We start from the raw sequence: 14,864 nt of genomic DNA, 5'->3' as shown, positions 1-14,864 counted from the left end.
CGCTTCATCGTCAAGCAGATTCCTTTTCTTTTAACCTTCCAGCAAATCAAATTGCTGATGCTTTAATTCATAGACTGCATCACAGGCTGTAGCGACTTCCTGTTCGTGTGTCACGATAATGATACATTTTTGCTGTTCATGTGCTACTTGCTGGAAAAGCTGAACAATTTCTTTTGAGGTTTTTTCGTCCAGATTTCCTGTGGGCTCATCTGCTACAATCAATTCATGATCGCAACATAAGGCGCGAACGATAGCCACACGCTGTTGCTGACCACCCGAAAGCTGATTAACGTTTTTTAATGCCAGCTGCTCATCAATGCCTACCTTGGCTAGATTTTCAAGTGCATAGGCTTTTTTATTTTCCTGTTTTGAACCGGAAATCGCCATTGCCGTTAAGACATTGTCTAAGGCGGACATATAGGGTAATAAATTGTACGCTTGAAAAATAATAGAAACGTCATTTTTACGATAGTTTCTCAAACCGATCTTTGCCAAAGATTCACCGTTATATAAAATGGTTCCTGTTTTTGGCACATCCAAGCCGGCAATTAGAGAAAGAAACGTTGTTTTTCCTGAACCGCTCGCGCCTAAAATCGCGTACATCTTGCCGCGCTGAAATTCCAAATTTACGTTTTTATAGAGAAATTCCTCTTCATTTTGATACCAGTAGCCTACTTCTTGTGTTTGTAGCATCGAATCTCCTCTTTTCTATGTGGTTAAGATTTTTTTCGGCTGTAGTCTTAATATACCAACGGATGACAACAGGATTGAAAAGAAGCTGATTAATAAACCTAAACCAGCTAGTGTGGCTATTTCAGCAGGTTTTACAGAAATGTTTAATTCCTTAATAGCTTGAGCATTTTCTTGAGAGCTTGCACCTAGTGAGCCCATGCCGCCTTGCATACCACCTCCGCCTGGGCCTCTGCCTTTTTGACCATTTTCGGCATTCATACCGTCTGGTGCTTTTTGATCAGAAGCATTATTGCTATTAGCACTGGTTTGCTGATTGATTAATTGTTCCCCTACTACATTTCCGACAATGTTGCCGCTAAAGCCGGCAATCACTAAAGCGAACAGCATGCAGACAATCATTTCACTAAAGAACTGCAGCACTACTTTGAAACGTGATTCTCCCATAGAAAGTAACACCCCAATTTCGAAGCGACGTTCTCTAATCGTCATCATGACAATCAAGGTTAAAATAATCACACCGGCTGCAGCAACTAAAATCACAATATTTTTAGCAAAGCTAGCTACATTATTCAATGGCTGTAGCATTTGTTGGTATGCTTGATCATTGGTTTGTAAGCTGAAGCTGTCCGTATCGATTAATTTTTCAGCAGATTTCACAAAGCTGTCCATTTCCTTGGGATCTGCCAACGTATAAGAAGCAGAATCGATCGTTCCTTTGGCATCATCGCCTTTTAAGGTGTTGGCAAATGTATAGGAAGTATACAATGTATTGGCTGGATTTAAGAAATTAAAGCGCATTCCCATACTGTCGCCGTTTTCAGAGGTCTCATAAATCCCCTTGATCACTAGCTCATAGGTTTTGGTTTCATCTTCTGAATCTGTAATTTTAAAGGTATCGCCGACTTTTAATTCGTTGGCTTCTGCTAAGGATTGTTCAATCACCACATTGTTTGTGTCTTTATCAGCTTCACTAATCGCTTCACCGCTGGTTATTTTAGCTGTTCCTTCTGAAAAATCAGAAAGCATACTTAAATCCAGTACTCCGCTGACTTGAAAATCACTTTGTGTCATTGAGCCCATTGGCCCGCCGCCACCGCCCTGATCCGGACTTTTTCCCTGTGACATCCCTGAATCCTTTTCACTGGTTGACTCAGAAGAAGACGTATCATCTGTATCACTGGAAATTGGCGTAATCCCATCACCAGCGCTGGCAGAAGACGAAGATAAAAAAGAGTAGGATTTTACGTTGTCTAAGGCAGCAATCTTTTCAGCATCCTCAATCGAAACAGGTGTTAAACTAAAGCTACCCGGATCCGGTCGTTCGTCACTATCCTGACTTTTCTGCATCGCTTTTTCCCGATTGGCTGAAAGTGTCACAGTCGCACCCACACTTTTCTTCGCATTCTCCGTTGCAGTTAAGGCAGCACTTTGGATCGTCAAGCCTGCTAAAACAAAAATTAAGATTGCTGTAAAAACAGCACACAATAAAAAGGTTCGCCCTTTTTTGGCTTTCATACTGAGTAAGGCCCGTTTAATAAAATTCATATAATTCCTCCTAGCGATTTCTTGTGAACAGACCTTACTTTATGCTTCTTAACTTAAACAAACCTTAAAGTCGAATTTTAACCGGCAAATCTTGCAAAAGTAGCGAAAAAGTGATTAAATGGGGTTGGTCGTTTTATTGGCTATTGATTAAAATGACTCTCGTTCATCAACGCGAGCTCTTATTCTTGTTTTTAGAAAGGAACGTATAAATCATTGGAAAAAAAGCGCATGCTGCTTTATGGATTTATTTTTTCTACCTGCTTCTTTTTGATCGTGACCTTCTTTTTTTCGACACAGACAGTCGATTACGCTCACGAAACAGAAGCGCCGTCCTCGTCCAACTTGACTGACGAAACAACGACTGTTTCAACTACAGAATCAAGCGAAGCGAAGCCGGAAGAAAAGCCTGAATTAACAGCATATTACGATAAAATCAAACAAACGATGACAAAAGCAGCTGACTCTTTTCAAGGCGAGGTTGGTATGACCTATGTTGATTTAACCACCGGCAAACAGCTGTCCGTCAATGGAACTCAGGAATTTTACAGTGCCAGCACGATTAAAGTACCGTTAACCATGATGATTGCTGATAAAGTCGCTGCCGGCGAGTTGAAATGGGAAGATCAGCTGACCTATAATGAAAAGAATGACTATGAAACCGGCACCGGCATCATTATTAATGATATCCAACCAAAGTATTCAGTAAGAACCTTACAAGAATACAGCATCATTTACTCTGACAACATCGCCAAGAACATGCTTTACGATACCTTTGGCAGTGACATAAAGGCTAAGCAAGCCATTTATGCCCACTTTTTACAAAAAGAGACCGATTGGACCGATGCGAAATTTACTTCTGAGGATGCGGCGAAAATCTTAAAAATACTTTATCAGGAAAAAGCAACTAATCCTGAATATCAGGCCATTTATGATTATATGAAACATACTGTTTTTCATGAACGAATGGATACTCCTACAACCTCTGGAAAAGTCGCTCATAAAATCGGCTCCTACGAAGGTTTCCTACACGATATCGGTATTTTAGAAACGGAACATCCTTTCATCTTAACCGTTTTTACAAACGGCAAAACAAATGCTGGAATCAGTTATATTTCTACAATTACCGATCAATTATGGAACCTTCAAAGCAATGAATATCCGAAGTAACCCAAAAGGACTAAGTCAAAAGTCAGCTCTCCGACTTTTATCTTAGTCCTTTTTCTAGGTTTGCTTCCCCATATTTTTGATTTTGATTAAACGCGTAATTTCGCTTCGTTCATTTTCTTCTAGCTTCATTTGAATATAGTAAATTGTTTCCTGTAATTGAGGAATTGTCATGTACTCCAACGCATTGACTCGCCGTCGTGTTTTTTCGATCTCTTCTGCCAGCAGCTGACAGGTTTTCTCCACTTCCGCCAGTTCCAGCATTTTAGGTAGGATCGTTGAGATTGTTTCAAATACCCCATCAAGTTCCGCATTTGAATTGACATAGCCATAATTTAAAGGCGTAGTCGCTGCCGCTTCATCATAATGAAAATTCATGATTGGAACAGGCACGCTCATGATGTTCTTTTCAATGACATCCACCGTCATGGTTTCGGCTGGAATAGCCACCAATTCTTCTATAAAAGCTTCATTCAAGGTAGCATTTGCTAGAACAAAGCCGGCTAACGCATCCGTTAGCTCTTTTTCAACCGCAACTCTAAGCTCATTATTCTTTTTAACCAGTAAAATAAACCGGCGCATCAGCTCATCTTGTTTGTCTTTTAGTAGCTTGTGACCGCGAGTCGCTGTACTTAACTGCTTCTTTAAGCGAGTAAGCTCCATACGCGTTGGATTCACATTTAAACGAACCATTTTCTCACGCTCCTTCAGTCAAGTACTGATCCAGCATGTCATCTTTAATCCGTTTTAATTCGGTTCTTGGCAGCATAGATAACAGCTCCCAGCCCAAATCTAGCGTTTCGTCAATGGAACGATTCGTATAGAAGCCTTGATTGACATATTCTTTTTCAAAGCGTTGGGCAAATTTCGCATATATTTTATCAACGTCAGACAGTGCGGATTCTCCTAAAACCACCGCTAGTTCCTTGGCTTGCTTGCCTTGTGCATAAGCTGCAAACAGCTGATTCATAGTTGGTGCATGATCCCCGCGCGTCTTGCCTTCTCCTGTTCCTTTATCTTTTAAGCGTGACAAAGACGGCAATACATCAATCGGCGGTTGAATCCCGCTTTTGTATAATTCTCTGGATAAAATAATCTGCCCTTCCGTAATATAGCCGGTTAAATCAGGGATCGGATGCGTTTTGTCATCCTCTGGCATGGTTAAAATCGGAATTTGGGTGACAGAGCCCTTCGAACCTCTAATCCGTCCAGCTCGTTCATAAAGCGTGGCTAGATTGGTATATAAGTATCCCGGATAGCCTCTTCTACCAGGAACTTCACGACGAGCTGCCGAAATCTCCCGCAAAGCTTCACAATAGTTCGTCATGTCTGTCATAATGACTAAAACATGCATGCCTTTTTCATAAGCTAAATATTCCGCTGCAGTCAACGCCATGCGTGGTGTAGCAATTCGTTCAATTGCTGGATCATTGGCTAGATTCATAAACAAGACTGAACGGTCAATCGCTCCAGTTTGTCGAAAATCCTCCATAAAAAACTCTGCCTCTTCAAAGGTAATCCCAATCGCAGCGAAAACCACCGCAAATTCTTCCTCACTATTCAAGACATTTGCCTGACGGGCAATTTGTGCTGCTAATTCCTTATGAGGCAGTCCAGAACCAGAAAAGACGGGCAGTTTTTGACCTCTTACTAATGTATTTAAATGATCAATCGCCGAAATTCCAGTTTGGATAAATTCATCCGGATAATCTCTGGCAACTGGATTAATCACCTCGCCGTTAATATCCACCATTTTTTCAGCTAAAATGTCTGTTCCATTATCCTTAGGACGACCTAAGCCGTCAAAAATACGTCCAACCATATCCTCTGAAACGCCAAGCTCTAAAGGATGACCTAAAAAACGGACTTTAGAATCTCTAATATTTATGCCACTAGTTCCTTCAAAAATCTGTACCAGTGCTTTATCTCCATCTATCTCTAAAACCTGCCCACGCCGGATTTCTCCATTTTGTAGCCGTACCTCAATTAATTCTTCATACTTGACGCCCTCTACCTTTTCAACAATCATCAAAGGTCCGACCACTTCACTGATCGTACGATATTCCTTAATCACTACTCATCCCTCCTTGTGCGACAATTTGTTTGATTGTTAACTCGATTTCTTCTGCTAATTCATCCAAACTGGCTAATTGCTCTTCAGGCACGTATTTACTTCTGGCAATCCGGTCTCTTAATGCAACCGTTCCCGTCATAATTTCAGAAAAATATGCACCTAACTCCAGCGCCTTTTGGCCAGCGTTGTAAAAGCTTAAAATCAATTGCAGCATCTTGTATTGCTTTTCCCGCGAAGTAAAGGTATCCACTTCATCAAAAGCATTTTGCTGTAAATAATCCTCCCGCAAGGATTTCGCAGCTTCCATTGTTAAGCGATCTTGATCAGATAAAGAATCGATGCCCACCAGCCGCACAATTTCTTCTAGCTGAGACTCCTCCTGTAAGATACGCATTCCTTCTGTCACCATAGCTGACCAATCCGCCTGCAGCTGTTGGTCCAGATACTTGCCAACCTCTGTATCATAGAGCGAATAGCTTTGGAGCCAGTTAATTGATGGAAAATGACGTTTTTGTGCCAGCGTTGCATCTAATCCCCAGAAGACCTTTACCACCCGCAAGGTATTTTGCGTCACTGGTTCGGAAATATCCCCACCTGAAGGAGAAACCGCACTAATCGCTGTAATACTGCCTTGTCGACGATCCTTTCCTAGAGCGATGACTTGACCGGCACGCTCATAATACTCCGCCAGACGACTACCTAAATAAGCAGGATAGCCTTCATCCCCCGGCATTTCCTCTAAACGACCGCTCATTTCACGAAGTGCTTCCGCCCAGCGAGACGTTGAATCGGCCATAATAGCTACCGAATAGCCCATATCCCGAAAATACTCTGCAATAGTGATGCCTGTATAAATGGATGCTTCACGCGCTGCTACAGGCATATTAGACGTATTGGCAATTAATACCGTTCTTTCCATAATTGATTGTCCAGTAATTGGATCAATTAATTCAGGAAACTCATTCAACACATCCGTCATTTCATTTCCACGCTCGCCGCAGCCGACATAAACCACTAAATCTACATCCGCCCATTTAGCAATTTGATGCTGTACCACGGTTTTTCCAGCACCAAAAGGACCAGGTACAGCAGCAGCTCCACCTTTGGTCACCGGAAAGAAGGTATCAATCACGCGTTGGCCCGTAATCATCGGCACACCCGGATTAAGCTTTTCCAAAATCGGACGACCACGGCGAACCGGCCATTTTTGCATCATTGTAAATTCCTTTTCGCCAGCCACAGTTTCAACTACATAAAGTGGCTCTTCAATCGTAAATTGACCTTGTTTAACCTCTTTTAAAATACCGCTAACACCATTTGGCACCATGATCTTATGTTTAATTATTTTAGTTTCCTGAACGAAACCAATGATATCTCCCGCAGAAACAGCAGCGCCCACCTCTGCTGTTGGTTCAAATGACCACTTTTTCTCTCGGTCCAATGCAGGAACCTTGATTCCTCTGCCAAGGAAATTACTTTCTGTTACCTGAGCAAACGTATCCAGCGGACGCTGAATCCCGTCAAACATTTCTGCAATCAACCCTGGCCCCAGCTCCACCGATAGTGCTTCACCTGTTGTCACTACCGGTTCTCCCGGACCAATGCCTGTGGTTTCCTCATAGACCTGGATCGATGCAACAGCGCCCCGCATTTCAATAATTTCGCCAATCACGCCCAGCTCGCCAACGTAGCACATATCCTGAATACTTGCATCAGACATGTTTTCTGCCATAACTAATGGGCCGGACACTTTAATGACTCTTCCAGTTTGCAAACTCATTCCTCCTCTTTTCTAAAAAATGTAGTATGCTTAGTGACTTTTTTAGTTGTTTTTTATCAACCACTACAATATATTTTGACCAACGGCTCTTTCGACATTCTCCTGAATCTCTTTTAAGCCGATTCCTTTTGTTCCTTGATGACTTGGGATTAAAATAATCGCCGGCATCATTTCCGCCTTGTAGCGCTCAATCGTTTCTGTCGCAAGCTCAGAAGCTGCCTCTGTAATGAAAATAACGCCAAAACCACGTTGCGCCATCGCTTCAATCGTTTCTCTGACTTGTTCTCCGGCAATCGCGTAAACCACTTCAAAGCCAAATAATTTGAACGGCATGACAGAGTCTCTGTCGCCAATGACACCAATTCTATGCATTCGTCATCCGCATCCTTTCTTTCACAAGTTCTACTGAAAAGCGACTGCGTTTGCTAATTAAAATCAAGCGTAAATTTTTCCACTCGACTTCCTTCGCATTTAAAAAGGCCAATAACGGCAATGGTCCAAATGCTGCAATTTTTGCTTTTCCGTACAAACCGGTTAAATAGTCATCCTTCACCTTTTCAAACGCAATTAAATCCAGCTCTTGTGTTTCCGGCACAACAAGCCCTTTTAAAGCATGACCATACGTTGTATTTAATACAAATTCAGTAAACGCTTGAAACGATTCTTCTGCATAAACTAAAAAGGCTGCCTTGGGAATCGTCCCTGAACTTGATAAAACTGTCGATAAAAAATGGGGCTGCTGACCTTGCTTTATCCCTCGCCCCATCGTCGCAATATTTGTTAGGTCAATAAAGGCCTGAACCTCGGCGATGATTTCAGGATAACCCAGCTTTTCAGCCAGCTGTCGCTGAAAGGTTAAAAAATTCCGATCATAGATAATATCCACCGCCTGCAGCAACGACGATTCTCGAAAATAGTCCAGAACTTCCACAATGGCCTGCATTATACTCTGCGGCAACTCAGTTGAAACTCTGGTATGCACCGCGCTTTTGATCGCTTCCAAAGAATAACGTCCATCATTTATAAATAAATGATCCAGATTTGTTCCTGTTAATTCAGCCTTAGTCATTACTTTCAGATTATGAAACGTCAGGCGCGACGTATATATTTCAATCACTTCGGGCTCAGGCGCCAGCTCATACAGCCATTCAAACAGCTTGCCCTTTTCTTCAGCATAAATATATTCAAAATTTTCGATAAAGTCACCAGTCAGATAGGTGCCATACACCGTATTTTTTAAAAGCTCTTTCACTTCAGCAGCATCTCTTGCCTGCAGCAGTTGCTCATATTGTGAATTCGTTAAAAGCTCCGTTTCTTTCAAGCGAATTAAGGGATTAATTTGATTATATGCCGTTTCTTTCATCGTGAACCTCCTCTCATTTGCTCTGATTCAATTAAGCTATTCACTGAATAATTGCTCCGCCAGCTGAAAGCTTTCCGCCATTTTTACCTCTTCCACTAAACTTGAAAACAAAAAGTTATACTCGATTCCTGCCTGTACAAGGATAAAACCACCCTCTCCTGCAGCTGTTTCTTCGGACAACCGAATCTCCATCTGCTCAGGCGTATGCAAGGACAACCAATCTGCCGTCAGCAATTCTTTAGAAGCTTCGCCTAGAATTATGGTAGCATCGCCTGATAAAGAGAGTTGATTTAACGTCTGTTTAACAAATGCTTGAAATTCTGCTTTTGGCCAAGCCTTCATTTGTTCCACCGCTTCAGCAAAAAGCTGCTCTAAATAGAACTGCTTTTTCTGCAAGGTAGCTTGCCGTATAGCCAGATGCTGACGGTTTTGCTTTTGTTTAAACTCTTTATTCAGCTGCTGTCGATTTTTTTGAATCAAGTCTTTTTCCTGAACAATTACCTCTGTTTGTTGAGCTTTCATTTCCTGATCAATCCGCTGTATTTCCTTTTCTTTCAATGCAGCAGCTTCTTCTTGTCCTTTATTTATAATTTGTGCCACAATTTTTTCAATTGCATCCATAATGTACCTCCTCTTACTTCACGTTTAGAACTAGTAAAAATGAGATAACAAAGCCTAAAATTGCATAGGTTTCAACCATTGCAGCATAAATAATTCCTTTCGTTGCATGCTCTGGTTTTTTCGCTAAAATTTGAATGCCGGCTGCCGCTACCCGACCTTGCGCAATACCGGAAAACAAACCAGAAAAAGCAATTGGTAAAGAGGCGACAAAATAATTTAAGCCCTGCACCATACTTAAATCATTATTCAAATTAATAAAAATTAAAAACGCAATAACGAAGCCATAGAGCCCTTGAGTTCCGGGAAGCAGTTGTAAAATCAATGCTTGCCCGAATTTTTCCGGCTGTTCAGTAGTCAGTGCCGCAGCAGCTTCTCCTGTAAAACCAACGCCTTTAGCAGAACCAATTCCAGCCAAAATCGTCGCTGTTGCCATTCCCAGCACCGCTAAAATAATCCCGCCACCGTTAGTAATTAAATAATCCATCATTCGTTTATTCCTCCATTATCTTTTACTTTTTTTTCAATATTTACATATTTTTCTTCAGCTTTTAACGGATTGAATGCCCGTCCGCCGCCACTATAAAATTTTCCGAAAAACTCAACATACTGCAAACGAGCACCATGAACATACGCGCTAAGCAAGCTTAAAAAGAGATTCAGGGCATGCAGTGCTACAATCAACAATAAACCAACAGTAAAGCGCGCAACCGGCGGCATAAAAGCCACCAGCATATTAAAGGCCGCAGCAATACTCCCGCCGGAAATCCCCAGCGCCATCAAGCGCGTGTAGCTGACTAAATCACCAATATAACCGGTGATGCCGTATAGACCATATAATCCTTTGGCTAAGCCCTTAACCTTGGATCTTGAGCGAATGACTGGAACGCTGACAATTAATACTGCTGAAACTACTGCCACACTGATACCGATAATCATGAATCCCTGATTGCTAAAGAGCGTCGTCCCTAAAACAGCAATTAGCAAGCCGACCAACAGCCCTTGCCAAGCAAAGCTTTCACTGATACTCTCCAAATAACGTTTTCGCTTTGTTAATTCAATTCCGTTAACCATTAAGCCAGTCATTAATTGAATAAAACCGAATGCCACGGAAAGCAACAAAATAGTATTTACATCTTCAGTTGTTGAAAGAATTGGAAACGGCAGAGCTATTCCAGCCAATGTTTTAGGTAAGGCTGCGCCAAAGAAAGAGCCGTAGATCAAGCCCCAAATTATCGTCGGAAAGGCCAAGATCAAAAAGAAATCAGCAAACCGCTTTACATTCCTCGCTAAAACCAATCTTCTTGCAGCCAACGCCCCCATCAGCATCAATAGTCCATAGCCAATGTCAGCCACCATCATGCCAAAAAAGACCATATAAAAAGGTGTCATAATCGGCGTCGGATCTATCTCGTCATATTTTGGCAAGCTATACATTTCCGTGAGCATTTCAAAAGGCGCTACTACTGCATTATTCTTCAGTTTAATCGGAACACCCTGCACAATTTCCGCTTCCGTTGGTTGATCGAAAACTAGATAAACTTCATCTTGAGGAAGCACCCTTTTTAATTCATTGATTAAATCTGCTTTTTCATCAACTGGAAGCCAGCCTTGCACCACAAAAAAATAACGCGTGTTTAATAATTGTTTTTTCGCTGCTTCACGATGAATGTAGGCATAGCACATTTCCTCAGCTAGATAAAAACTGTCGATATGCTGACGAAATTTAGCTAATTCAGCTTTAAGTGCCTTTTCCTTTGCGACCAATGCAGTTAATTCCTTTTGATTTCGCTGATAAGCCTCTTTAGGTAAACAATCAAACGGATATTCGAACGAGTGAAAACTAACCTGTGACAGATATTCTGCAACTATTTGCTGCTGATTTTTTGGATAGATTAAACTGTAGTAGACGTGATTTTGACTATGATAAACCTCTTCAATATAAACCGTTGTTACTGATTGTAATGCCTCTAGAAATCTTATTTGATTCGCTGCATTAATAGAACCCAGCAAGATATTACAGGTTTTTAACTCGTGTTCATTAGGCACAACATCCAAATATTGCCAGCGTGCTAACCAAGCTTCTTGCTCCTGCAACGTTTTTCTAGTCGCTTCAAGCGCCTGCAAATCCTCTTTTAGCCCACAAATCTCCGTTAAATAATGTTCGATTTGTGTTTCATTAAATGATGCTTCTAAGGAAGTAAGCGTACTGATTTTGCGCTTAATTGACTTCTTTTTCGTATTCGTGTCAGAATATCTTTCTATAAAAATGACAGCTTCTTGAATATCCGCTAACATGGATTGATAATGCCGTTGTTTCGATTCATCAAGCGGCTGAAGTGTTTGTGCAAAACGTTCTTTAATATAAGAGCTATCGACATTAGAATGAAAAAAATCTTTGATCTCAATTGCCTGCAACCCTTGGATGGTTTGTAGAATTCGTTCCTCCTGCTCAGCTGCAGCAATAATCGTCATTTTTTCCATCTTATTCACTGCCATAGTTTTTCTTCACCCTTTCTATAATAGAATGGATTACCCGCTCTTTATTTAGCTCGTATTTTTCGATAAAATCCTGTGTCTGTTTTTCCGCTTCACTAACTAATTTCTGCTTTTCTTTTTGTAAGCGCTCAGCCTGTTCCTCTTTGACAGAAACCACAGAAGAAGTCACTTTTTCTTGACTCGCCGTTCGTAAAAGCTGCAGCTGCTCCTTTTTCTCTTGCTCATAAGCAGCAATTTCTGCTTTGACCTGTTCCTTTAATAACGCCGCCTGTTCTTCTGCAGCATGTATTTGATCCAATGCTTTTAAAACCAATCTATCCACCTCCATTAAACTAAAATATGTCTTCATTCGCGTTAAAAATGCACGCAAAAAGAGCGCAAACTCAAAAAACTATTCTTCTCACCCCTTGAAGAATCCGATCCTTGAAGCTTACGCCCAACCATTTATATTCATATGCTCTACATTCTAACAAAAACAACTAAAAATGACAATAATTTTTCATGTCATTTTTCTACCCTCCTTTTTAGAATCAAAGAACCCATCTTCAGGAATAAAGATGGGAAAGGAGTTTTACTCACTTGAGTAAATGAAAAAAAGTTTGTTGTTAGGATATATATATCATACTATTAACTAATTATCTTTTCAAATAATATGCTTTTAAAATTTTAGTTCTATAACGCATTAGAAAAATAATACTTCAATTGTTGATGGCATCTGTTTTAAGCGTTCACTCAGCTGTTCTTTGCAAACATCAGTAAACCAATCATAACGCATTTGATTAAGCACACTTTGTTTCATTTCTTCCGATAAATCAGACAATGTAAGTTCAGCCGCAGAATAGTCCGTTACTTTTTCGATCATTTTACTATTTTGATGCTGCTGAAAACGATAAATTCGGCCTTGCTCTATGTAATAGCATGCATGAGTAATGATCGCCACAAAACGCTTATCTTTTGCTTCAACTAATGCCAAGAACTCTGCTAACGTCAGCGTCTTCATTTTTACTTCCTCCATCATTAGATTGTTTCCCTATTGCTTCTTTTATAAATACTTAAATATTAGCAGGTTTGTCCATACGATTCAACCATCCTATCAAAAACATTCGACTCTTTTTTCTAAAATCACAAAAAAAAAACTAAAAAAGGTAATATAAACCTATCTTTTAGGTATAATAGAATTATATTTATTAATTATTGGAGGTTAAAAAATGCAAGAAACAATCTTAAAAATCACCACCACTTTCCAAAACACTTGGCTTATTCAGGTAAAGCATGATTCATTTTCAGAAGCGAATCATATCTTATACGGAGATACCTTACGCTTATCCATTACTCCGCAGGATACTTATTATTTTTCAGCAGATATTGGCTTAACTTATAAAAAAGAAATTCTAACTACTGAAATAGCTAGTGATCATGAAATAGCCTTTTTTACTTACATGGCTACGGCTCAAGAAAAAGCCTATTCAAAAGCCTTAGCAGCAGAATACCACCTCGAAGACTATATCAGAGAACAAAACTAATCAATAATAGCTTCTGATTTGTCTTTTCTGGAAAGATAAATCAGAAGCTATTATCTGCACTTTTATTGTTACATACTTTTATAAATTTTATCACTTTTCATTCACATAAAAAATCACTAACATTTAAAGCTCGGTGTCTAACTTAGGCATTAACCACCTGCTCTAACTGTACAAATAGCAATTACACTAGATAAAAATGATAGCAATGAAAACATACAATCACCTCCTATACTTAAAAACCAAAGATCAAAATAAATAATTTCCCTTTAGTAAAGAATAGCAAACATTGATTAAGAAATAAAGCAATAAAAACAAAAGTGCGAAATTAGCAGAAAAGTAATCAAGTTTATTTATATTTTTATTAAGAATACTCATTACGGATTATTTCACATGCTATAATCGCATATAAAGGAGGACAAACTCATGAATATCGTGGATACTTTACGTTTTTTTAGACAAAAATTAAAGCTTCGTCAGAAGGACATGATGGCTGAATATGCTGATCCATCTACCTATTCTAAAATTGAAAACGGTACACGCTCACTAAAAGTCAATGAATTGGAAGAAATTCTCAGTCATACTTCTATCAATCCGGAAGAATTTTTTGGCTTTACTTCTTTTGATAAGGAACAACAGTATTTTAGAGAATATTATTACTATTGCGGCGCTCATCTAGAAAATAAAACGACCAAAAACAAACTTTTAACTTATTATGATTCTTTAAAAAATAAAAAAACAAGAACGCTTCGGGAAAACTCCAACTATCTTGCTATAAAAAATTTCTTTTATGCTCATTGGTCTGAAGTAGAGCCGATTACTGAACAAGAGATAGCAGACGCTTACGATAGCTTGTTGAACAAGTCTTTTTATTTACAGTATGATTACATCATTACTGCTAACCTAATCCGCTTTTTCACACAAAAACAGATAGATCAGCTACTTAGTCGTATGTTTCCAATCAAGTATGAGAATCAGCGAGATTTTACAACAAAAAAGTTTGCCTGTACGATTTTAACAAATCTGATTTCTTTATGCTTATATGCACAGGATTATGAAGGTGCCGCTAAATACATTTCACTTGCAAAAAAACAAGATAAACGCAATGAAAATTATAATTTTAAATTGAACCTTCATTATCTTACCAATCTTTTAAACTATTTAGTGGATGGCGAATTGATCTATATCGAACGTGTTTATAATTTTATCCAGCTTTTAGAAAATACCGGTGACACGCTTCAAGCAGAGCTCGTCAAAAAAGAAGTGAAGCTGCTTACATATAAAAAAAACGAGCAACAAGCTCTGGAAAACTATACTATTGGCTTACTAAAAGAGAACTAACACTTAAGTTTGCAAACAGATAGCCCATCTCTATGAGATGGGCTAAAGGAGTATTACTCAGATTGAGTAAAATGAAAATACTGTTAGGGTACATTTATAATACTACATTATGTAATAAATATCAACCTAAAGATTAAAAAAATTATTTTAGATTCAAAATGCTATAACGCGGTTTCTTCATTTACAGATATTTATTTCTTTCATTTCCTGTGCTACAATTAGCAAAAAGGAATGAGTAAAATGAAAAAAATAATCACGTTTATGTTA

At 39.4% G+C, this 14,864-nt stretch carries 15 protein-coding genes and 1 other annotated feature; of the genes, 3 read left to right on the top strand and 12 right to left on the bottom strand.

Translation table 11 applies throughout. The features are described from left to right. Positions 1-30: 30 nt before the first annotated feature. Together ABH902_RS00435 and ABH902_RS00430 are read right to left on the bottom strand one after the other, a co-directional pair. Positions 31-693, bottom strand: a complete 663-nt coding sequence (locus ABH902_RS00435) for an ABC transporter ATP-binding protein (protein ID WP_404588556.1) — start codon at positions 691-693, stop codon at positions 31-33. A gap of 15 nt (positions 694-708) precedes the next feature. Then, positions 709-2,238 (bottom strand): ABC transporter permease, encoded by a 1,530-nt coding sequence (locus ABH902_RS00430; RefSeq protein ID WP_404588555.1) that lies wholly within the window; start codon positions 2,236-2,238, stop codon positions 709-711. A 213-nt stretch (positions 2,239-2,451) separates the two neighbouring features. Between ABH902_RS00430 and ABH902_RS00425 the strand changes: the two genes are divergently transcribed. Next, positions 2,452-3,405 carry a serine hydrolase gene (locus ABH902_RS00425; protein ID WP_404588554.1) on the top strand — a complete coding sequence of 318 codons (954 nt, stop codon included), beginning with the start codon at positions 2,452-2,454 and terminating at the stop codon, positions 3,403-3,405. A 54-nt stretch (positions 3,406-3,459) separates the two neighbouring features. On the opposite strand, the gene ABH902_RS00420 is transcribed toward ABH902_RS00425, so the two are convergent. The 10 genes from ABH902_RS00420 to ABH902_RS00375 form a co-directional block, all read right to left on the bottom strand. Then, positions 3,460-4,095 (bottom strand): V-type ATP synthase subunit D, encoded by a 636-nt coding sequence (locus ABH902_RS00420; protein ID WP_404588553.1) that lies wholly within the window; start codon positions 4,093-4,095, stop codon positions 3,460-3,462. Positions 4,096-4,099: 4 nt separating this feature from the next. Next, on the bottom strand, positions 4,100-5,476 hold the full coding sequence (locus ABH902_RS00415) for a V-type ATP synthase subunit B (protein WP_404588552.1): 1,377 nt from the start codon (positions 5,474-5,476) through the stop codon (positions 4,100-4,102). After that, a complete protein-coding gene (locus ABH902_RS00410; RefSeq protein ID WP_404588551.1) occupies positions 5,469-7,250 on the bottom strand; it encodes a V-type ATP synthase subunit A in 1,782 nt (593 codons plus the stop codon). The genes ABH902_RS00415 and ABH902_RS00410 overlap by 8 nt, the downstream gene beginning before the upstream one ends. A 69-nt stretch (positions 7,251-7,319) precedes the next feature. After that, the gene (locus ABH902_RS00405; RefSeq protein WP_404588550.1) at positions 7,320-7,628 is read right to left on the bottom strand and encodes a V-type ATP synthase subunit F; all 309 of its coding nucleotides are present in this window, start codon (positions 7,626-7,628) and stop codon (positions 7,320-7,322) included. Continuing rightward, entirely contained in the window at positions 7,621-8,619 is a 999-nt protein-coding gene (locus tag ABH902_RS00400; protein ID WP_404588549.1) for a V-type ATPase subunit, read from the bottom strand. The genes ABH902_RS00405 and ABH902_RS00400 overlap by 8 nt, the downstream gene beginning before the upstream one ends. 36 nt (positions 8,620-8,655) lie before the next feature. Continuing rightward, a complete protein-coding gene (locus ABH902_RS00395; protein ID WP_404588548.1) occupies positions 8,656-9,240 on the bottom strand; it encodes a V-type ATP synthase subunit E in 585 nt (194 codons plus the stop codon). Between the two features lie 13 nt (positions 9,241-9,253). After that, entirely contained in the window at positions 9,254-9,727 is a 474-nt protein-coding gene (locus ABH902_RS00390) for a V-type ATP synthase subunit K (RefSeq protein WP_404588547.1), read from the bottom strand. Next, positions 9,724-11,736: a V-type ATP synthase subunit I gene (locus ABH902_RS00385; protein ID WP_404588546.1), complete on the bottom strand. Its 2,013-nt coding sequence runs from the start codon at positions 11,734-11,736 to the stop codon at positions 9,724-9,726. The genes ABH902_RS00390 and ABH902_RS00385 overlap by 4 nt, the downstream gene beginning before the upstream one ends. Further along, positions 11,723-12,058 carry a hypothetical protein gene (locus tag ABH902_RS00380; protein WP_404588923.1) on the bottom strand — a complete coding sequence of 112 codons (336 nt, stop codon included), beginning with the start codon at positions 12,056-12,058 and terminating at the stop codon, positions 11,723-11,725. The genes ABH902_RS00385 and ABH902_RS00380 overlap by 14 nt, the downstream gene beginning before the upstream one ends. 72 nt (positions 12,059-12,130) lie before the next feature. Then, positions 12,131-12,178, bottom strand: a sequence feature (sodium ion sensor (DUF1646 type); this cis-regulatory element may regulate processes involved in with the transportation of sodium ions). Positions 12,179-12,418: 240 nt separating this feature from the next. Further along, positions 12,419-12,736: a hypothetical protein gene (locus ABH902_RS00375; RefSeq protein WP_404588545.1), complete on the bottom strand. Its 318-nt coding sequence runs from the start codon at positions 12,734-12,736 to the stop codon at positions 12,419-12,421. 208 nt (positions 12,737-12,944) lie between these two features. On the opposite strand from ABH902_RS00375, the gene ABH902_RS00370 reads away from it, so the two are divergent. Further along, on the top strand, positions 12,945-13,259 hold the full coding sequence (locus ABH902_RS00370; RefSeq protein ID WP_404588544.1) for a hypothetical protein: 315 nt from the start codon (positions 12,945-12,947) through the stop codon (positions 13,257-13,259). A gap of 423 nt (positions 13,260-13,682) precedes the next feature. Then, positions 13,683-14,597: a helix-turn-helix domain-containing protein gene (locus ABH902_RS00365; RefSeq protein WP_404588543.1), complete on the top strand. Its 915-nt coding sequence runs from the start codon at positions 13,683-13,685 to the stop codon at positions 14,595-14,597. Positions 14,598-14,864 lie beyond the last annotated feature (267 nt).

Source organism: Enterococcus sp. UD-01 (assembly GCF_044909655.1).
Classification (GTDB): domain Bacteria; phylum Bacillota; class Bacilli; order Lactobacillales; family Enterococcaceae; genus Enterococcus_L.
Note: the sequence above shows the minus strand (reverse complement) of the source record. Positions and strands in the feature narration are given on the sequence as shown.